The sequence below is a fragment of the Colwellia sp. 1_MG-2023 genome (genome assembly GCF_030546755.1).
Lineage (GTDB): Bacteria > Pseudomonadota > Gammaproteobacteria > Enterobacterales > Alteromonadaceae > Thalassotalea_H.
Genome location: NZ_JAUOPE010000015.1, coordinates 1 through 19,714 on the forward strand (window position 1 = coordinate 1; position 19,714 = coordinate 19,714).

The 19,714-nt window shown below is 37.9% G+C and carries 17 protein-coding genes; 11 read left to right on the top strand and 6 right to left on the bottom strand.

Annotated features, from left to right (window positions below; all coding sequences use genetic code 11):
• The 3 genes from Q4493_RS15160 to Q4493_RS15170 form a co-directional block, all read left to right on the top strand.
• On the top strand, window positions 1-601 hold a 601-nt coding region (locus Q4493_RS15160; protein WP_303454383.1), incomplete at its 5' end, for a TonB-dependent receptor.
• Window positions 602-934: 333 nt separating this feature from the next.
• The gene (locus Q4493_RS15165; protein WP_303454385.1) at window positions 935-2,452 is read left to right on the top strand and encodes a tryptophan halogenase family protein; all 1,518 of its coding nucleotides are present in this window, start codon (window positions 935-937) and stop codon (window positions 2,450-2,452) included.
• A 16-nt stretch (window positions 2,453-2,468) separates the two neighbouring features.
• Window positions 2,469-3,983, top strand: coding sequence for a tryptophan halogenase family protein (locus Q4493_RS15170; protein ID WP_303454387.1), 1,515 nt, complete (start codon window positions 2,469-2,471; stop codon window positions 3,981-3,983).
• A gap of 101 nt (window positions 3,984-4,084) precedes the next feature.
• Here Q4493_RS15170 and Q4493_RS15175 read toward each other — a convergent pair whose 3' ends face one another.
• Complete coding sequence (locus Q4493_RS15175; protein WP_303454389.1) at window positions 4,085-5,593, bottom strand: tryptophan halogenase family protein; 1,509 nt, start codon at window positions 5,591-5,593, stop codon at window positions 4,085-4,087.
• Window positions 5,594-5,891: 298 nt separating this feature from the next.
• Here Q4493_RS15175 and Q4493_RS15180 point away from each other — a divergent pair, with 298 nt between their 5' ends.
• The 5 genes from Q4493_RS15180 (at window position 5,892) to nagP (ending at window position 13,204) form a co-directional block, all read left to right on the top strand.
• Window positions 5,892-8,570 carry a family 20 glycosylhydrolase gene (locus tag Q4493_RS15180; protein ID WP_303454392.1) on the top strand — a complete coding sequence of 893 codons (2,679 nt, stop codon included), beginning with the start codon at window positions 5,892-5,894 and terminating at the stop codon, window positions 8,568-8,570.
• Window positions 8,571-8,784: 214 nt separating this feature from the next.
• On the top strand, window positions 8,785-9,678 hold the full coding sequence (gene nagK, locus Q4493_RS15185; RefSeq protein WP_303454394.1) for an N-acetylglucosamine kinase: 894 nt from the start codon (window positions 8,785-8,787) through the stop codon (window positions 9,676-9,678).
• 66 nt (window positions 9,679-9,744) lie between these two features.
• Window positions 9,745-10,743 (top strand): glucosamine-6-phosphate deaminase NagB-II, encoded by a 999-nt coding sequence (gene nagB-II / locus Q4493_RS15190; protein WP_303454398.1) that lies wholly within the window; start codon window positions 9,745-9,747, stop codon window positions 10,741-10,743.
• Complete coding sequence (nagA, locus tag Q4493_RS15195; protein WP_303454400.1) at window positions 10,743-11,876, top strand: N-acetylglucosamine-6-phosphate deacetylase; 1,134 nt, start codon at window positions 10,743-10,745, stop codon at window positions 11,874-11,876. The genes nagB-II and nagA overlap by 1 nt, the downstream gene beginning before the upstream one ends.
• Before the next feature lie 35 nt (window positions 11,877-11,911).
• Window positions 11,912-13,204 (top strand): N-acetylglucosamine MFS transporter NagP, encoded by a 1,293-nt coding sequence (nagP, locus tag Q4493_RS15200; protein WP_303454401.1) that lies wholly within the window; start codon window positions 11,912-11,914, stop codon window positions 13,202-13,204.
• A 349-nt stretch (window positions 13,205-13,553) separates the two neighbouring features.
• Here nagP and ccmE read toward each other — a convergent pair whose 3' ends face one another.
• From ccmE to ccmA, 5 genes are read right to left on the bottom strand one after another with little or no spacing between them, the layout of a single operon-like run.
• A complete protein-coding gene (ccmE, locus tag Q4493_RS15205; RefSeq protein ID WP_303454404.1) occupies window positions 13,554-14,039 on the bottom strand; it encodes a cytochrome c maturation protein CcmE in 486 nt (161 codons plus the stop codon).
• Entirely contained in the window at window positions 14,023-14,262 is a 240-nt protein-coding gene (gene ccmD, locus Q4493_RS15210; protein ID WP_303454407.1) for a heme exporter protein CcmD, read from the bottom strand. The genes ccmE and ccmD overlap by 17 nt, the downstream gene beginning before the upstream one ends.
• Window positions 14,262-15,008, bottom strand: coding sequence for a heme ABC transporter permease (locus Q4493_RS15215; protein ID WP_303454409.1), 747 nt, complete (start codon window positions 15,006-15,008; stop codon window positions 14,262-14,264). Before Q4493_RS15215 ends, ccmD begins: the two co-directional genes overlap by 1 nt.
• Window positions 15,008-15,694, bottom strand: a complete 687-nt coding sequence (gene ccmB / locus Q4493_RS15220) for a heme exporter protein CcmB (protein WP_303454604.1) — start codon at window positions 15,692-15,694, stop codon at window positions 15,008-15,010. Before ccmB ends, Q4493_RS15215 begins: the two co-directional genes overlap by 1 nt.
• 50 nt (window positions 15,695-15,744) lie before the next feature.
• Window positions 15,745-16,386, bottom strand: coding sequence for a cytochrome c biogenesis heme-transporting ATPase CcmA (gene ccmA / locus Q4493_RS15225; RefSeq protein ID WP_303454412.1), 642 nt, complete (start codon window positions 16,384-16,386; stop codon window positions 15,745-15,747).
• A gap of 317 nt (window positions 16,387-16,703) precedes the next feature.
• Here ccmA and Q4493_RS15230 point away from each other — a divergent pair, with 317 nt between their 5' ends.
• The 3 genes from Q4493_RS15230 to Q4493_RS15240 are packed head-to-tail and all read left to right on the top strand — an operon-like array spanning window position 16,704 to window position 19,711.
• Window positions 16,704-18,701 carry a heme lyase CcmF/NrfE family subunit gene (locus tag Q4493_RS15230; protein WP_303454414.1) on the top strand — a complete coding sequence of 666 codons (1,998 nt, stop codon included), beginning with the start codon at window positions 16,704-16,706 and terminating at the stop codon, window positions 18,699-18,701.
• Window positions 18,702-18,704: 3 nt separating this feature from the next.
• Entirely contained in the window at window positions 18,705-19,256 is a 552-nt protein-coding gene (locus Q4493_RS15235) for a DsbE family thiol:disulfide interchange protein (protein ID WP_303454416.1), read from the top strand.
• Entirely contained in the window at window positions 19,256-19,711 is a 456-nt protein-coding gene (locus tag Q4493_RS15240) for a cytochrome c-type biogenesis protein (RefSeq protein ID WP_303454418.1), read from the top strand. The genes Q4493_RS15235 and Q4493_RS15240 overlap by 1 nt, the downstream gene beginning before the upstream one ends.
• The last annotated feature ends 3 nt before the right edge of the window (window positions 19,712-19,714 follow it).

The following is a 19,714-nucleotide window of genomic DNA, read 5'->3' on the forward strand; positions in this document are numbered from 1 at the left end:
AACTTACGGTATCGACATTGCAAGCTTTACAGAGTCTTCAACCGTATTTATTGATGAGCCTGATTCAGATGGTGTTCATCGTGGTCCTCATCCATTTACTGCGAACATTCAAGGTGTTGGTGGTGATGTATCAGGTTACGAAATCGGTGGTAAAGTTGCCCTTAGTGATTTCTTAGGTGAAGACAGTGTATTAGCTAACGTAGGTTTTGACTTAAACTATACGTATGCTGATAGCTCTCAAGAAGCTAAAGATGTACACGGTGATGACTTACCATTTGGCGGAATGTCAAAAGACACTTACAACGCGGTTGTTTGGTATGAAAACGATACTTTCTCAACGCGTTTAGCATGGAACTCTCGTAGCCCACGTTTACACACAGCGGGTAACGCAGGAACTGGTAATCAATCAATGTACCAAGATGATTACTCACAACTTGATTTCAATGCATCGTATAACTTCAGTGAAACAGTTAGCTTCTATGTTAACGGTTCAAACATCACTGAAGAATATCAACAAACTTACATTGGTTTTGAGAAGCAAAAAGCTTTCCAAAACATCTATGAAGCTCGTTGGACAGTGGGTGCTCGTGTAACTTTCTAATCACTTAGAAATTACATAAAGTACAATTCACAATATTAAAAACCGCCACATTATTTGTGGCGGTTTTTTATTAGTGGGAAATAAAATTTAAATTAGAGAGTTAACCTTATGTTGACTTGTTTTACATCATATAATTTACTGTGAAATTCGTTATCATTTCAGAGGATGGCGCGTAATAACTTTTTCGCAATATGATATGCTTGGATAAACATGAAAAAGGTATAACGACGCGATATAGTAAAATTTCTATCAAAAATAGTGTGTAAAAATTTATTGAATTTAAAGCGGGTTAATTTCATCGCGGTTATCGTGATGCAGAGTTAAGGTTAAATAATGAATAATAAGCATAAAAAAGTGAAATCAATTGTAATTGCCGGTGGTGGTACATCGGGATGGATGACTGCTGCAGCGCTCAGTAAACACTTTGATGATAAATCGGTGGATATTACCTTAGTTGAATCTTCACAAATTGGCACTATTGGCGTTGGTGAGGCGACTATCCCAACATTACGACGTTTTTACGGAAAATTAGGATTAACTGATCTCGATGTGATCAAAGCAACTGCGGCCACTTGCAAATTAGGGATAGAATTTAAAGATTGGTATAAAAAAGGAACGTCTTTTATACACCCTTTCGGTATTTACGGGCAAGGTACGCAAGAAGTACCGTTTCATCATTATTGGCTGAAAGATAAAGCGAGTGGCGGAACATCATCACTCGCAGATTACTCACTAGGTGTGAAACTTGCTCAGGAAAGTCGTTTTACGCTTCCGTCAGGAAAGCCTGAAAGCCAATTAGAGATTTTTGATTGGGCTTTGCACTTTGATGCTGCTTTATTTGCCGATTTAATGCGTGAATACTCACTTAATCATGGCGTTAGTATTATTGATAACAAGATCGCGAATGTTAAGTTATCTGATGACGGCAGTATTTCGTCTCTTATTTTTGAAGATGACACAGAGGTTGAAGCCGATTTATTTATTGATTGCACAGGTTTTAAAAGTTTATTAACTAAAAAGGCCTTAAAGGTAGCATTTGAAGATTGGAGTCAATGGCTCGTATGTGACAGAGCTGTTGCAGTGCAAAGTGAAACGGTTGGTGAGCCTTTAGCAAGAACCGTTTCTCAAGCCCATGAAGCCGGTTGGCAGTGGAAAATCCCCTTACAACATCGCATGGGAAATGGCATGGTTTATTCTAGTCAATATATTGATGATGAATCAGCAGAACAATGTTTGTTGACGAATCTTGAAGGCAAGCCTCTTCATGCTCCGCGAAAGTTTTCATTCACTCCAGGTAGAGTTAAGCAAGCATGGAATAAAAACTGTATTGCTGTTGGCCTGTCTTCAGGGTTTTTAGAGCCACTAGAAAGCACCAGTATAGCTTTGGTTGAAACGGCGATTGAAAAAATAATTATGTCGTTTAAGCAACCTGAATATAATCAGCAAACTATTGATAAGTTTAATGAAGTGACTGTTTTGGAATATGAAAGGGTGCGAGATTTTATCATTCTTCATTATAAAGCTAACCAACGTACAGATGCACCAATGTGGGAATTTTGCCGTAATATGGCATTACCCGAAAAATTAACTGAAAAGTTAGCAGCATATCAATCCCGTGGCGACATTTTGCAATATCCTTGGGAAATATTTGGTAAAGACAGTTGGTTGGCAATATTTGACGGTTTTAAAATCTATCCTGATAGTTACGACAAACGAGCTGATTCAATGGAATTAGCTTATTTACAAAAGAATTTAAACTACATGAAAGAACGTGTGAAAAGTTCAGTAGATGCAGCTCCAACTCATGGTGAGTTTTTAAGAAAGCATTGTCATTTTATTCCTAAAAGTTAATCGCGGTAGTTAATTTATGAACACAACTCAAGACCCTATTGAAAAAATAGTTATTGTTGGTGGCGGCACTTCCGGTTGGATCACGGCAGCAACAATAGGAAACACCTTTAAAAATACTAATTTACAAATCGAGCTTGTTGAATCAGAAGATATTGGCGTCATTGGGGTTGGTGAAGCGACCATCCCGTCTTTAATATCAATATTAAACAGCTTAGGAATTGATTTAGTTGATTTTATTAAAGAAACACAAGCAAGTTTTAAGCTAGGTATTCAATTTGAAGATTGGCACACCATAGGCGAAAAATATTTTCATCCTTTTGGTACCGTCGGTAAAAGTATTGATGGCTATGATTTTTTTCAGTGTTGGTTAAAAGCAAAAGCAGAAGGTGACAACACACCACTAATGGCACATTCGCCTCAATCAGTGCTTTCTGAAAGAGGAAAATTTTTCTTACCTTTTGCAGCTAAAGGCACCCCCTTAGAAAGAGCGTTTTATGCGTTACATATTGACTCGGCTCTTACGGGGAAATACTTACGAAATTATGCTGAAAAATTAGGCGTTGTTCGTACCGAGGGGAAAGTTGAGCAAGTAACACAATCATCAAATGGTGCAATAGAATCCGTTACCTTAGCGTCAGGCAAGACGATAGCCGGAGATTTCTTTATCGATTGTTCTGGTTTTAGAGGGCTACTTATCGAGCAAACGTTAAAAACTGGTTACGACAGCTGGGATAAATATTTACCTTGTAATAGAGCGGTTACTGTTCAAACGAAAAATGTCGGTGACACTAAACCATACACAGTTTCTAAAGCACAAGATGCGGGATGGATGTGGCGTATTCCATTACAGCATCGTACAGGCAATGGTTATGTTTTTTGTGATAAATATGTCACTGACGAACAAGCAACTCAAACCTTATTAGACAATATTGAAGGTGAAACAATTATCCAACCAAGAATTATTCCTTTTACTACCGGAATGAGGAAAAAGTCTTGGGATAAAAATTGTTTATCGCTTGGCTTGGCACAAGGTTTTATAGAACCATTAGAGTCAACGGCTATTCATTTAGTGTCTAAAACAATCGCTTACTTTATGCGCATGTTCCCAACTAAGAAAATTGATCAAACCTTGATTGATGAATATAACCGACGTGTTAGAGCCGATTATGAAGAAATAAGAGACTTTCTTGTGTTGCATTACTGTACTACAGAGCGAGAAGATACTGAGTTTTGGCGATGGTGTAAAGCTATGGAAATTCCGCCAACCTTACAGAAAAAAATTGATTTCTTTAAAGCTTCAGGGGGCATTATTCCAGGTGTTGAAGAGTTATTCCAACCAACCAGTTGGTATGCTGTTTTTGATGGTATGAAAATAGAGCCTGATAGCTATAATCCAACAACCGACTCTTGGGATTATCAAAAGTTAAAAGCGATATTAGATAAAGGCAAACAAGGCCTTATTGATATTGCTGAACAACAACCAAGTCATGATGAGTTTTTAAAACAATATTGTCCGGCACCGAAAATGTAGGACAAAATTGCTTGATAACGATAAAAAGGCGCTTTGGCGCCTTTTTAATATTCGTAAATTAATACTAAATTAATACTAAATTAAATTTTCTCTCATTACGCTCAATCTGAGGTTGCTTTACAGTGTGCATCAATAAAGGACTGATGAGAATTTACTTGTTGCGCTGCATTTTCAATAGATTGCTTCATTTGCGATAAATTTGTCTCCAAAATATTGAGTGGTACAGTATTCACGCGTTCATCAAAACGTAAGGGCTTAATACCAAACGCATTGTACATAGTTAACCAACTCGCTTTTTCAAATGACTCATTTTCACGAATAATGATATGACCACGACTTTCGAAAAGCGCCATTTTATGCGCTAATGAATCAGGTATTTCCATATTCTTACAGTGTTGCCAAAAGGGGCTATCTTCTCTTGATGTCGCTTTATAATGGAGGATGAGAAAATCTCTGATATGTTCTAATTCATCATTGTGCAATCGATTTACTTCATCAATGTCGTGTTGATTAAAGGACTTATCAGGGAAGAAAGTAAGGAGCTTGTCGATAGCGGACTGAATCAATGAAATACTCGTTGATTCAAGTGGTTCTAAAAATCCAGATGAAAGGCCAATGGCGACACAATTTTTATTCCATACCTGTTTACGACGACCTGGCTTAAATTTGAATTTTCGAACGTTATTGATCGCATTTCCTTCAATCGTTGAACGCAATTCTTTTTCTGCTTCTTCATCAGATTGGTATTGACTGGCAAAAATATAACCATTTCCCATTCTGTGTTGTAATGGAATACGCCATTGCCATCCGTATGGTTTGGCAATTGAACGTGTGTAAGGTGCAGGTTCGCCAACTAATTCAGTTTGTAAAGCTAACGCACTGTCACAAATTAACCACTGGCTCCAATCTTCGTAACCTGTTTTTAATGCTTCTTCAATTAATAACCCTTTAAATCCAGAGCAATCGATAAACAAATCACCTTCGATAATTTCTCCTGACGCTAAGGAAACGGAAGATATAAAACCGGTTTTGTCATCTAGGTTGACCTTATTGATCAATGCATCTATGTGTTTAACGCCTAAATTAACGGCGAACGATTTAAGAAAGTTAGCATATAAACCAGCATCAAAATGAAAAGCATATTGGTAGTCAGCCAAGGGAGTTGGCGGATTAGGATGAGGCTGAGCAAATTTACCGTATTTTGCAAGCACAGACGGAAAACAATAATCGTTAATATCTAAATTTAACCCTTCTTTATTGGCGCGATTAATATAATGATGAAAATCGATATTGTTGACTGGCATACCGTAATCAGAAAAAGGATGAAAAAAATTCTCACCGACTTTATGCCAATTTTCAAATTGAATGCCTAATTTGAAAGTGGCTTGTGTTGCTTTTATTAACTCAACTTCATCAAGTCCTAAATTTTTATTATAGCTAACGATGTTTGGAATGGTTGCCTCGCCAACTCCCACAGTCCCCATGGCTGTTGACTCGATAATGATAACTTCAGCGTTTTTTCCTGCTAAAAATTTTCCCAAACTTGAGGCGCTCATCCAGCCTGCGGTACCGCCACCAACAATAACTATTTTTTTAATCGCTTCTGACATGCTTTCTTCTCTTCTTGATAAAATTCAGATGTGTTTAGTAACAGCTGAAGAGGCTTAAATAGAAAATATTAATGTTATTGCTTCCTTTTAATACATCTATTTTACGTTTTTCATGGTGCGCCAATAGGGTTAAGCTAAAAATAAAAAAGAAAATTATTATCTCAATTTTTTTGCAAAACAGAGAAGTAAATTACTATATTTTTATAAACTATGTAAAGAAAGTTTTGACAGCGCTGTCAAAATAGGTGATGTTTACTATAACGCATTGTGAACCATTTAAATTTAAGAGTCGTTTTATATGAATAAAAAACTGTTATGTATTCTATTTTCCGCCGGTATATTTACTATTGGCTGTGAAAAAGCACCTCAGTCGCCTGTTACTTCAGCACAGTCGAAATCCGTCGAACAGGGGCTTCATAAGGTACGACAATCTGATATAGATGAATTAGCTCAAGAATTAGACATATCATTCACGCTAATTAGCAATGCAGTCACAGAAAAGTGCGATAAAAATAAAACCGATGGTTTATGTTTTGAGGCAAGTATTACCTTAACGCCACAAGAAACGATATTAGCGACTGACTGGCAAATTTATTTTAGTCAAATTGCGCCATTACATAATTTTGATAGCGAAGAATTTACTCTTACTCATATTAATGGTGATTTACATTCTTTAACCCCAACTGAAAAGTTTCAAGGCTTTATTAAAGGGGAAAGTAAAACTATTGTCTTTCGGGCTAGCTTTTGGTCACTTGCTGAGTCTGACATCATGCCAAATTATATTATTAATGGCGATAACTTAACTGCCAAAGTGATTGACAGCACACGCGCCAAAATTGATCCAGACACGCAAATGGAATATGTACCTTATGTAAATGACTATATCGATTACCAACATCACTTTAAACGCACCAAAGACGATAAAACGCCTTGGCTAGATAGTGTCGGGTTTTATCAAAGAAATAGTGAGTTGGGCGATACATTACTTGATGTCAGCCATGTCATTATCCCGACGCCAAAAGCAGTGAAATATCCAGAAAATAACGGGCAACTTGATTTATCACAGGGCGTAAATATTGATTTTGGCAATACCGATAAATCGTTAGTGATAGCAGCTATTGAACGATTAGCCATGTTTGGTATAAGCCAACATGACTCAGGCGCAGACCTTAAGCTTAGTGTAAAAGAAGATAAAACTAAGATGATCGGTAGTTATACTTTTGATATTGACTCAACCGGGATCACTATTGTTGGGGTTGATAATAATGGGATATTTAATGGCTTACAATCACTCGCTAGTTTAGTGTCATTAGCTAAAAAATCGGTGCCTTATATTCATGTGAATGATGAACCATTATACGAATTTCGAGGTATGTTGGTTGATACGGCACGAAACTTTCGCAGTAAAGCGTTTATTTTAAAACTGTTAGATCAAATGGCAGCATATAAGTTGAATAAATTGCATTTACATATGGGAGAAGATGAAGGGTGGCGTCTGGAAATACCAGGACTTCCTGAGTTAACCCAAGTGAGCAGTAAACGTTGTTTAGACTTCGAAGAGCAATCTTGCTTAATGCCGCAATTAGGTGCCGGTGTTGATAGTAATACAGAGGTGAATGGTTTTTATTCTGTTGCTGATTATACCGAAATTTTACAAGCTGCTACTGCCAGACATATTCAAGTATTACCTTCATTAGATATGCCGGGTCATTCAAGAGCAGCCATTAAAGCCATGGCCGCTCGTTACAATAAATACAGCAAACTAGAAGATAAAGAAAAAGCTGAACAATATTTATTGCACGATCCAAATGACACCACTAAATACTCATCGGTACAATTTTATAACGACAATACCATTAATGCTTGTCAAGAATCGTCTTATCGTTTTATCAAAAAAGTGATGACAGAAGTACAAAAAATTCATGCTGATGCAGGACAACCGTTAACTCGATATCATATCGGTGCTGATGAAACAGCCGGTGCTTGGTTAGAATCTGATATATGTAAAGCGTTTATTGCCAATAATGAGCATGGCGTTACTAAGATGTCTGAACTGGGTGCGTATTTTGTTGAACGCGTTTCAAATATGATTTCTGATATGGGGATTGAACCAGCGGCTTGGAGTGATGGCTTAGAGCATACTAAAAAAGAAAATATGCCTGCGGTTGTACAAGCGAATGCATGGGAACACTTACCTTGGGGTGGTCACACGAAAGTTAACAAACTTGCGAATAGAAATTGGCAAGTTGTCTTATCTATTCCAGATGTTACTTATTTCGACTTCCCTTACGAAGCCGATCCTAAAGAACATGGCTATTATTGGGCTTCACGTCGCACAAACACTGAAAAAGTGTTTCAATTTATGCCTCAAAATTTACCTGTTCATGCAGAATTTTGGTTAGATCGTCAAGATCAGCCATATTCTTCAGACGATACTGTACAAACCGATGAACAAGGGAAAGTTATTCATCAACCGCTTGATCAGGGTCGAGGGTTTTTAGGTATACAAGGGCAATTATGGGGCGAAAATGTTCGTACTGATAATATTGCAGAATACAAGATTTTCCCTCGTGTTATCGCATTAGCCGAGCGTGCATGGCATAAAGCATCTTGGGCTGTACCTTATAATTATATTGGTTATAAATATAGTCAAGATAGCCATGTGTTCACTCAAGCTATGCAAACTGAGCGAGACCAACAATGGCAGTTATTCGCTAATGCTTTGGGGCAAAAAGAGTTACCAAAGCTAGATGTTGCTGATGTGAAATATCGCTTGCCGACTGTTGGAGCTAAAATCGAAAATGACATATTAACGGCGAATTCTACATTTCCAGGTTTAGCTATCGAGTATCAAGAACAAGGTAAAAAATGGCAAAAATATAACAAGCCGGTAAAGGTTGAGTCAGCAGTTAAAATTAGAACGATGACAGTAGACCAAGTGAGAAAAGGTCGAACTGTCGTTGTTAATGCGAACTAATTAGATGATTAAGTACAGATTGGTTTTAAGTGATTTTCTTTAAAATCAATCTGTTAACTATATTTCGGTCTTGATTTAAAAAAAAACTGCAATTTTTATCAAAAAATAAATGACAACGCTGTCATTTGTGGTTAGTATGAAAGCAATTAAAATTTTGAAGCTTTGATTTTTATCAAATGACTTTGTAGATAAATGTAGTAGACATGAGGTCAACATGCCTAGTAGCAGTGACAACAAAGAATTCTTTTTAGGTATCGACGGTGGTGGCAGTAAATGTAAAGCCATACTGGTTGATGCTAACAATAATATTTTAGGTACCGGCATATCGGGTCCTGCCAATCCGCTTCATGGTTATGACCAAGCGGTACATTCAATTACTGAATCGGCAGAATTAGCGATAAAAGATGCAGGTATTGTTGGTCTAGAACTTAACAATATTGTTGCTGGCGTTGGTTTAGCGGGAGTTAATTTACCTGCTTTATTTGAACAAATGTCAAATTGGCAACATCCATTTAAGCAAATGTTTTTAGCTACTGACTTACTCATTGCTTGTTTAGGTGCACATAATGGCCAAGACGGGGCGGTAATGATTACTGGCACTGGTTCTTGTGGCTTTTCTTATGTGAATGGTCATCCATATACACTTGGCGGACATGGTTTTCCACATGGCGATAAAGGTAGTGGTGCTTGGTTTGGCTTTCAAGCAGCTAACCATGTATTGATGTCATTAGATGGCTTAAAAGCTAGTTCTATTATTAATCAAAAATTACTGTCGTTATTGAACGTTAACGATGGATTAGAAATGGTAGAAACCATTGCCGGTAAGCCTGCGGCCTTTTATGCAAAAATGGCTAATTTAGTCTTTGATGCTGCGGAAGAGGGTGATGAAGTCGCACTTGAGATTGTTAATGAAGGTGCCGGTTACATAAGTGGTATTGCGCGCCAACTGGCGAAACAAAATCCGCCGAGAATTTCACTGATAGGTGGATTAACTCCACGTATTTTGCCTTGGTTAGACCAAGATGTGAAAGATACATTAGCAGAGCCTTTATGTCCTCCTGAAGTTGGCTCAGTAATATATGCACAACAACAACTCGCTTTGTTGTAAATACGTAAGTTAATGGTTAATTCACTTAATCATTACATAGATTAAAAATTTAAGTAAGGTTTGAACATGACACAAACAATTATGGAAAAAGAGGCAAAACAAGCCCCATCAGTAGTTGAAGGCCAACTTTTAGCGAACAAAGCATTAGCTGAAAAAATTGGTGTTAAATTACGTGAAATTGCGCCGAAAATGGTAATGATTATCGGCCGTGGCTCTTCAGACCATGCCGGTGTTTTTGGTAAATATTTAATTGAAATTGAAGCAGGTATTCCAACGTTTGCAGCAGCACCTTCTGTTTCAAGTGTTTATGGTAAACAATTACAGTTAGAACAAGCATTAGTGATTGTTATTTCGCAATCGGGTCGTAGCCCAGACATTATTGCACAAGCAGAAATGGCGAAAAAAGCGGGTGCTTATTGTGTCGCGTTAGTAAATGATGAAACCTCGCCATTAAAAGATATTGTTGATGAAGTTTTACCACTGAAAGCCGGTGCTGAAATTTCAGTTGCTGCTACGAAAAGTTATTTAGCGACGTTATCTGCTTTATTGCAATTAACGGCTTACTGGACTGAAAATAATGAATTAATTTCAGCATTAGACACTTTACCTTCTGCAATGCAAACGATTATTGATTCAGCGCCTCAATTAACTTCACAATCTATCGACGGTGTTAAAAACATGGTCGTACTTGGTCGTGGTTTAGGTTATGCGATCACTAAAGAAATGGCATTAAAACTTAAAGAAGTGAGCTCTATTCACGCAGAAGCGTTTAGTAGTGCAGAATTTTTACACGGACCGGTAACGCTAGTTGAGCAAGGTTTAGCGATATTAAACTGTGAAGTGAACGATGAAAGCGCACAGTCACATCAAGAACAAATTAATGAAATGGCAGAGCGTGGTGCAGATCTAGTACATTTACGTCAAACAGATCCAAACGTTCATCCTCGATTAGCGCCATTAGTGGTTTTACAACGTTTCTATTTAGATGTTGCCGAAGTTTCAGTTTCTCGAGGCTTTAACCCTGATGAGCCAAAAGGCCTTAAAAAAGTAACGCGGACTTTATAATGACTCGTTTACGCATTCATGCCGATAAAATTTTTGATGGTCAAAAATATTATGATCATCAAGTATTAACTATTGAAGACGGAAAAGTGCTATCAATTGATGATGATACTACCTCTGTAGATGTGGTGGTTAAAGGCATGATTGCACCTGGCTATATAGATTTACAAGTCAATGGTGGTGGTGGTGTTCTCTTTAATGATTCTCCCTCATTAGACAGTTTGAGAACCATCATCACCGCTCATTCTCAGTTTGGTACTACAGGTATGCTACCAACACTGATCACCGATAAAGTTGAAGTAATGGCACAAGCGGCAGATGCCATGGCGTTGGCTATTGCCGAAGAAGTACCAGGAATTTTAGGTATTCATTTTGAAGGGCCGCATTTATCTGTGGCAAAAAAAGGTACGCATGTAGAAGAGTATATTCGTGCGATTTCAGACGATGAATGGCAAATTCTTTCGCGAAAAGATATCGGACAAATTTTAGTAACCTTAGCACCTGAAACGGTTTCACCAGAAGATATTCAACGTATGGTATCGTTAGGTATCAAGGTGTGTTTAGGTCATACCAATGCTGATTTTGATACGGCTCAAGCGGCAATGGATGTTGGGGCTGACGGCTATACTCATTTATTTAATGCTATGTCTCCCATTGTTAGCCGAGCACCGGGTGTTACCGGCTGTGCACTACTTAATGATCAAGCGAGTTGTGGCATTATTATTGATGGTCATCATGTTGATTATACTACCGCAAAACTTGCGCTTAAAACTAAGCCACAAGGTAAAGTATTTTTAGTGACCGATGCCATGTCAACGATTGGTACAGATCAAACAGAATTTTCATTTTTTGATCGAACAGTATATTTAGAAGATGGTCGATTAACATCTACTACTGGTGAACTTGCTGGCGCTGCATTAGATATGGCGACAGCGGTTAAAAATACCCATTTAGGCGTTGATGTTCCATTGGATGAAGCCATACGCATGGCAAGTCAATATCCAGCTGATTATATTAATCAGGGCAATATTCGCGGTAATCTAGCCGTAGGATCGCAAGCTGATTTTGTTATTTTAGATGAACAGCTTGATATCGAGTCAACATGGATAGGTGGACAAAAAGTTTATACAAAGTAAATAACTATAATAAAAAGGTTAAATTTGAGGAAACTATGGATATGACAATGTCACAAGAGAAACCGAGCATTTTGTTACCAATGACGCTCGCAGGCTCAATGTTTTTTATATTGGGTTGTATAACTTGGTTAAATGGTGCTATTACGCCATTTTTACAACAAATGCTTGAGCTGTCGCCCATTCAGGCTTCGTTTATCATTTCATCTTTTTATATTGCCGTGACCATAGCGGGTATACCATCAGCTATGTTGATCAAAAAAGTTGGTTATAAAAATGGTATGGCAATTGGTTGTGCGGTCATGGCTAGTTCTGCTTTATTGTATATCCCAGCAGCGAAACTCCAAATGATCGAAATATTTTTGTTTGCGCAATTACTGATTGGTGTTGGTCAAACAATCTTACAAACCGCAGTGAACCCTTATGTTGTTAAGATGGGTTCAGAAGAGTCGGCAGCGGTGCGTGTTTGTATTATGGGCTTGTTAAACAAATTTGCCGGCGTCATAGTGCCGATTATTTTTGCCATGGTTACCGTTGCTGCTGTAGCGGGTGAAGGTGCTTCATTAACTCAAGAGCAAAAAGATGCTATGGCTGACAGTCTTGTTCTTCCTTATATCGCTGTATCGTCACTTATCTTTATTTTTGCCGCTTTTGCAAAATTCTCACCTCTTCCAGATTTAGTTTTTGAAGATGAAAGTCCAAATGCTAAAGGTGAAGTCAGAGAAGCATTGAAACATCCACATTTAGTACTTGGTGTTATTGGTATTGCTTTATATGTAGCAGTAGAAGTAATCGCGGCTGATACTATTGGTTCGTACGCATTAGCGATTGGTGTTGCTGATTTCTCCATGATGACTTCGTATACCATGGCTTGTATGTTGATTGGTTATGCCATAGGTATCGCGCTTATTCCTAAATATATGTCACAACAAAATGCCTTAGTTATGTCGGGTGTTGCAGGTATTGTTACTGTTGCTGCAGTTGTGTTTGGTAGCAACGACTCTTTTGTTATCTCAAACCTTTTACTTGTACCTTTTGGTGGCCCTGAGCTGCCAGATCCATTGTTATGTATCGCTTTATTAGGTTTTGCCAATGCCATGGTGTGGCCTGCTATTTGGCCATTAGCTCTTAGTGGTTTAGGTCGTTTAACTGGGACGGCATCGGGATTACTTATTATGGGTATCGCCGGTGGTGCATTAGGTCCATTATTAATTGGATTAGGGAATGTTGCAGGCTTGGGTGCGCAAGGTGCTTATGCTCTTATGCTACCTAGTTATTTATTTATCATTTTCTATGCCTTAAAAGGTCATAAATTAAGAAAGAAAGACTAGAATCTTTGTTTCTATAAAAGCATTTACCCGCAAGGGTATCCGAGCTCACTAGTTGAGGGTGCGTTAAAAAAGATCGTATTTGATCGCCCTGAGTCTTGTACTCAGGGTTTTTTTTTACTTCTAATAATACCTCTCTATGACGATAAACTTATACCAAGGGCTTTAATCGTTTTCGTTAGCTCACGGATGATTGAAGATGTTTACGTGGCTAGTTTAATCATCTAATGATGAAGTCAGTTACCTACAATATTTCATAGATCGCATTATTATTAGCACAGACATAACAAGGCCCTTAATCACTCAATTAAGGGCCTTGTTATTGGACTCGTTGTTTTCAATTAAACGGGATTTATCCCTTTTCTTTTAATTGCTCTTTTGTATATTTTGGCGCTTCGTGACCTTCACCTAAAGAGTCGGCAATTTCTTTCGGAATATAGTTTTCATCATGTTTTGCCAATACTTCACTTGCTTCAAGTACGCGTGCTTGCGTTAACGTACCGTTAGCTATTATGCCTTGACCTTCTCTAAATAAGTCAGGCAAGATGCCGTCATATTTAATCGTGATCACTTCACCTTTATTGGTTAAATCAAATTGTACTTTTAAATTATCTGCGTCTCGTTTTACGCTTCCTACAACGACTAATCCACCTACTCTAATACGTTGGCCTACTTTAGGTTTTATTCCTGTATCATCTTTGCCGTGTACCACTTCGTGAGGAGTATAAAATAAGTCAATGTTTTGGCTTAATGCATATAACACTAAACCACTGATAATACCTATTCCAATTAATAAGGATAAAACGATAGTTAGGCGTTTTTTACGACGTGGATTCATGAGTTACCTCTTGGGAAAAATTATCTTTTTGGCGTTGTGCGGCTTGTTTAAATTTAGCTTCTCGTTGTTGACGACGTTGTATCTGGTGAATGATATCTTTATTCTTTTTGATGCTTAAAAAGACTAATAAGACTAATAATGTGATGCTTACACCGTAAGATAACCACACATAAAAACCATGGCCGCCCATAGCAATAAAGTCAGCGAAAGTTGAAAACTGCATTATTTAACCTCCGTATTATTGACAAGATCACGTACCCAAGCTCGCATGGCATTTCTGGCTAATATTTCATTACGAAAACGAAGGCAAATAATCCAAGTTACAAAGCAGATAAAGCCGATAAAGCATACCAAAAATGGCCAATACATACTTGAAGCCATCGAAGGCGCACCTAATTTAGAAACGGTTGAGCCTTGATGTAAGGTATTCCACCATTCAACCGAATATTTAATAATTGGTATATTTACTACGCCGACAAGGGCTAGAATTCCGGCAGCTTTACCTGACAATGTTTTATCTTCAAAGGCATTGTGCAAGGCAATAACGCCTAAATATAAAAATAATAAAATAAGTTCTGACGTTAAGCGAGCATCCCATATCCACCAGGTGCCCCAAGTAGGACGTCCCCAAGCAGCACCTGTAATAAGTGCTATCGCGGTAAAAACAGCGCCAACCGGTGCCATGGCTGCCGCGGAAGCATCGGCTAATTTGATTTGCCAAACAAGACTAGATAATGCCGCAATGGCCATAGCAACATAAATACTCATGGAAAGAATAGCTGCTGGTACATGCAAGTAAAAAATTCGAAAACTGTTACCTTGTTGATAATCTGCTGGGACAAATAAAAGCGCCCAAACAATACCAATAAAAAGCAAAATAAACGTTAATTTAGAAAACCACGGAATTAATCGTCCTGCGAAGTGATATGACACTTCTGGGTTAGCATAAGGATGAAGCCATTTCCACATTAGTTGGTACTCACTTTTAGTGCGGCACTAACCGCAAAAGGGGATAATGTAATTGAACCTATTAATAATGCGCCAATTATAGCAAGCTGCCCGCTATAGGGTAAGTTCATTGCCGCAGTATCAATGGCACTGGTCGCAAATATTAACACGGGAATATAAAGAGGAAGCACTAATAAACTCAGTAAAACTCCCCCTTTTTTAATGCCTACCGTAAGAGCAACACCAATGGCTCCTAGAAAGCTGAGAATAGGGGTTCCTATTAACAAGGTTAACATTAACGCTGAATAACTGTTTTCTTCTAAATGCAGTAATAAACCGAGTAATGGCGCAATAAAAATAATCGGCAAACCCGTTAAACACCAGTGGGCAATCACTTTGCCTAACACTATGATAAATAAAGGGTGAGGACTGAGTAACATTTGCTCTAAAGAGCCATCTAGATAATCAGATTTAAACAATCGGTCGAGGGATAATAAGGTGGACAATAATGCCGCCACCCAAATAATGCCCGGTGCAATCTTAGCTAAGGTATTTGATTCTGGCCCGATACCTAAAGGAAATAACGTAATGACGATAATAAAAAATAGTAACGGGTTTAAAATGTCGTCTTTATGTCGAAAAGCAATGGTTAAATCACGTTTAAAAATCAGCATAAAAGCTTCTTTATAAGAAAGGGAGGCTTTTATTTCGATGGCGATATCATTGCGTTTATTCATTGTTTTCTTCAATATTTTATTTAAAAGAAACGATATTCTAGCGTAACTTTTTTATATAAATTTTTGTCAATGGATAAGTCTTGATGAGTCGTTAAAATAACACATCCGCCATTTTTCGCATGATTGACCATTAACTGTTCTAGCTTTTTAACACCATTTTTATCAATTGCCGTAAATGGCTCATCTAATATCCAAACCGGTGCTTTACTTTGCCATAATTTTGCTAACGCAATACGTCGATGTTGGCCTGCGCTTAAGTGAGAAGCAAGTGCATCTTCAAAACCTAGTAAATCCACTTGGTTTAAAGTTTGTTCAGCAGTGAAGGCATCTAAACCGCTTAAACTCAAGGCAAATTCAAGGTTTTCTTGCGCGGTCATTTCGCCTTTAATACCGGCTAAATGTCCAATGTAAAGTAGATTTTGATTGTAAAATTCACGTTCATCATTAATCGCTATCTCATTAAAATGTACTTGACCTTCATAAGGCTGAGAAAGACCGGCGAGAATTCTAAGTAAGCTTGTTTTTCCTGCACCATTTGGTCCTTCAACTTGAATAATATCGCCGCAATTTATCGTTAAATTAAGGTGTTCAAATAGAATACGTTCTTCACGTATACACGTTAATTGATGGGCGCTAAGTAATGAAGGTGAGTGTGCTGGCATTTATTTAAATAATGATCTGATTTAATTACGTTATCTTAATTTTAATTTGAATCATTTTAGAGAAAAATAATTTAAATGGCTTGATCTAGATCCTACTATAGATAATGAATTTATCATACCATTACCGCAGTTTTACCACTTTGACCGTTTCAGGCAGTAATTTTGTAATAAGATGTCACTCTTTGATGAAGTTTACCCATAAACAGTGCTAACATTGCTGCAAATTTTTATCGACTTGAGAATAACTCCCTCGAGACGTAATTTACACTGACGATCATCTTTTAAATGATCAGTACCGATAACATTCGGAGATTTATATGATTCCTGAGTTAGGCCACTTTGCCTTAATCATAGGTTTGGCTTTTGCAATTTGTTTGAGTGTTTTTCCGCTTATTGGCGTTTATTCTGGACAAGAAAAATTAACCAGTTACGCTAAGCCTTTAACGTTTGGCATGTTTGCTTTTACAGCAATTAGTTTAATTATTTTAGCTTATTCCTTTGTTATCGACGACTTTTCGGTTAAATACATCGCTAGTCATTCTAATTCACATCTTCCCTTTTACTTCAAAATAAGTGCCGTGTGGGGCGGTCATGAAGGCTCACTTTTGTTATGGGTTTTCTCGCTAACCGCTTGGACCATGGCTGTAGCCCGATTTAGCAAAGGGATGGACGAAGCGTTTATCGCAAGAGTTTTAGCTGTGATGGGAATGATAGCCGTTGGCTTTATGCTCTTTACCTTATTAACCTCCAATCCTTTTGATCGTTTATGGCCGGTAGTGCCGGAGGAAGGGCGAGACTTAAATCCATTATTACAAGATATTGGTTTAATCATACACCCACCTATGTTGTATTTAGGTTATGTGGGCTTTGCTGTTAGCTTTGCCTTTGCGATTGCTGCTTTAATGGTGGGTAAGCTAGATGCCGCTTGGGCTCGATGGGCTCGTCCATGGGTAATAGCTGCTTGGATATTTTTAACATTAGGTATTGCGTTAGGAAGTTGGTGGGCGTATTACGAATTAGGCTGGGGCGGCTGGTGGTTTTGGGATCCGGTGGAAAATGCTTCGTTTATGCCTTGGTTAGTAGGTACCGCATTAATCCATTCATTAGCGGTAACCGAAAAACGAGGCACTTTTAGAAACTGGACGGTTTTATTAGCTATTTTTGCGTTTAGTTTAAGTTTATTAGGCACGTTTTTAGTACGATCGGGTGTGATCACTTCCGTGCATTCATTTGCTTCTGATCCGACACGAGGGGCATTTATCTTATTATTGCTCGCTATTGCGGTGGGTGGTTCTTTTACTTTATTTGCCTTTAGAGCATCGAATGTTGCTAGTTTTAGTCGTTTTTCATTGTATTCAAGAGAAACGGCATTGTTATTATGCAATATTATTTTAGTCGTTGCTTGTGTCACGGTTTTATTAGGTACTATTTACCCATTAATCGTGGATGCATTTGCGTTAGGGAAAATATCAGTAGGTCCTCCTTATTTTAACGCGGTATTTGTACCCATTATGAGTCTGTTGTTCATTATTATGGGGATTGGTCCGCTGATCCGTTGGAAAAAAGCCAAAAAAGGCGAACTGCGTAAACAAATCGCTAAACCATCAATAATTAGTATCGTTCTTGGTTTAATTTTCCCCTTTTTATATGGTGGCGAATTCAATTTATTAGCGAGCTTCGGTATTATTCTTGCGCTTTGGGTGTCGCTTGTTGTCATTAAAGATTTAAGAAATCAGGCAAAAACTAAGCAAGGTCAATACGCATTTAATAAAGTTACGTTAAGCCAATGGGGAATGACGATCGCCCATATGGGTATTGCCATAACAATTGTCGGTGTCACTATGGTTTCAAGCTACGAAAAAGAGCTTAGTGTTAAAATGTTTGCTAACGACACTATTAATGTCTCAGGTTATGACGTGACATTCAAAGGCGTTAAATCAGTAAAAGGACCAAATTACAGTGCGGTACAAGGGCAAATTGAAATCCATCAAGCAGATGATTTTGTTGCTTTATTAAAACCTGAACGTCGCACTTATTTAGTACAAACCATGGGCATGACAGAAGCAGGCATAGATCCTGGCTTATTTAGAGATGTTTATGTTGCGCTTGGTGATCCACTTGACGATGGCGCTTGGGCGATACGTGTTCATTATAAACCTTTTGTTAGGTGGATTTGGTTAGGCGCTATCTTTATGGGGTTAGGTGGTTTATTTGCTATGTTAGACAAGCGCTACCGTCGACGAAAAGAAGCTAAAACAGACACTGTGGTTGATAGCTCAGCCTCATCATCAAACACGGCAACTGAAGGTGCATGATAAATGAATAAAATAATCCGCTTTATACCGTTAATTTTATTTATATCGCTAGGGATCATTTTGTACCGTGGTTTAGCGTTAAATCCTCAAGCGTTACCTTCGGCATTAGTTGGCCAGAAAATGCCTGAGTTTGTTCTTACGCAATTGTTAAAACCAAAGGTTATGCTCACTGAAAAGGATTTAGTTGGTGACATTAAGCTATTGAATGTTTGGGGAACTTGGTGTGTTTACTGTAAATATGAACATCCGTATTTAGTTGATATCGCCCAAAGTGGTCGTGTCGCGTTATATGGTTTGAATTATAAAGATGATCGTGATGATGCAAGGCAATGGTTAAAAGATTATCAAGACCCTTATCTGTTTTCTATTTTTGATCCGCTTGGCAAATTAGGTATTGAGTTGGGCGTAACGGCAGCACCAGAAACCTTTGTTATTGACAGTAAAGGTATTATTAGAATGAAACATGTAGGACCAATTGACGGTAAAGTGTGGCAAGAAAAGTTTTTACCTTTAATTGAAAGTCTTGAAAAAGAATTAGTTGCAGGTACATCGTAATGAAATATCTTATTTTTACTTTACTGTTTTTCTTTGTGTTTTCAACTGAAGCTTGGGAAACTGATACCTACGTTTTTCCGGATGAAGTTACTGAAACAAGATATAAATCTCTTGTAAAAGAACTGCGATGTCCTAAGTGTCAAAATCAAAATTTAGCCGATTCTAATTCGCCCATTGCTGCTGACTTGCGCCGAGAAGTTTATAACCTGCTTGAACAAGGCAAATCTGACGGTGAGATTGTTGGCTTTATGGTACAACGATATGGTGAATTTGTTTTATATCGCCCTCAAGTATCAAGCCTAACTTATGTGCTTTGGTTTGGCCCTGCGTTTTTATTGTTGATTGGCGTAATGGTTGTTGTGCAAATATTACGTAAAAAGCCAGTGAAAAAAGAAACGATTGTCTTATCAGACGAACAAAAAGATAAATTAGCTCAAATTTTAAAAGATAAATAATTT

What these genes read in the sequence shown, in the direction of transcription:
- Q4493_RS15165 (WP_303454385.1), top strand. Translation starts at nt 935, where the DNA reads ATGAATAATAAGCATAAAAAAGTGAAATCAATTGTAATTGCCGGTGGT.
- Q4493_RS15170 (WP_303454387.1), top strand. Translation starts at nt 2,469, where the DNA reads ATGAACACAACTCAAGACCCTATTGAAAAAATAGTTATTGTTGGTGGC.
- Q4493_RS15175 (WP_303454389.1), bottom strand. Translation starts at nt 5,593, where the DNA reads ATGTCAGAAGCGATTAAAAAAATAGTTATTGTTGGTGGCGGTACCGCA.
- Q4493_RS15180 (WP_303454392.1), top strand. Translation starts at nt 5,892, where the DNA reads ATGAATAAAAAACTGTTATGTATTCTATTTTCCGCCGGTATATTTACT.
- nagK (WP_303454394.1), top strand. Translation starts at nt 8,785, where the DNA reads ATGCCTAGTAGCAGTGACAACAAAGAATTCTTTTTAGGTATCGACGGT.
- nagB-II (WP_303454398.1), top strand. Translation starts at nt 9,745, where the DNA reads ATGACACAAACAATTATGGAAAAAGAGGCAAAACAAGCCCCATCAGTA.
- nagA (WP_303454400.1), top strand. Translation starts at nt 10,743, where the DNA reads ATGACTCGTTTACGCATTCATGCCGATAAAATTTTTGATGGTCAAAAA.
- nagP (WP_303454401.1), top strand. Translation starts at nt 11,912, where the DNA reads ATGGATATGACAATGTCACAAGAGAAACCGAGCATTTTGTTACCAATG.
- ccmE (WP_303454404.1), bottom strand. Translation starts at nt 14,039, where the DNA reads ATGAATCCACGTCGTAAAAAACGCCTAACTATCGTTTTATCCTTATTA.
- ccmD (WP_303454407.1), bottom strand. Translation starts at nt 14,262, where the DNA reads ATGCAGTTTTCAACTTTCGCTGACTTTATTGCTATGGGCGGCCATGGT.
- Q4493_RS15215 (WP_303454409.1), bottom strand. Translation starts at nt 15,008, where the DNA reads ATGTGGAAATGGCTTCATCCTTATGCTAACCCAGAAGTGTCATATCAC.
- ccmA (WP_303454412.1), bottom strand. Translation starts at nt 16,386, where the DNA reads ATGCCAGCACACTCACCTTCATTACTTAGCGCCCATCAATTAACGTGT.
- Q4493_RS15230 (WP_303454414.1), top strand. Translation starts at nt 16,704, where the DNA reads ATGATTCCTGAGTTAGGCCACTTTGCCTTAATCATAGGTTTGGCTTTT.
- Q4493_RS15235 (WP_303454416.1), top strand. Translation starts at nt 18,705, where the DNA reads ATGAATAAAATAATCCGCTTTATACCGTTAATTTTATTTATATCGCTA.
- Q4493_RS15240 (WP_303454418.1), top strand. Translation starts at nt 19,256, where the DNA reads ATGAAATATCTTATTTTTACTTTACTGTTTTTCTTTGTGTTTTCAACT.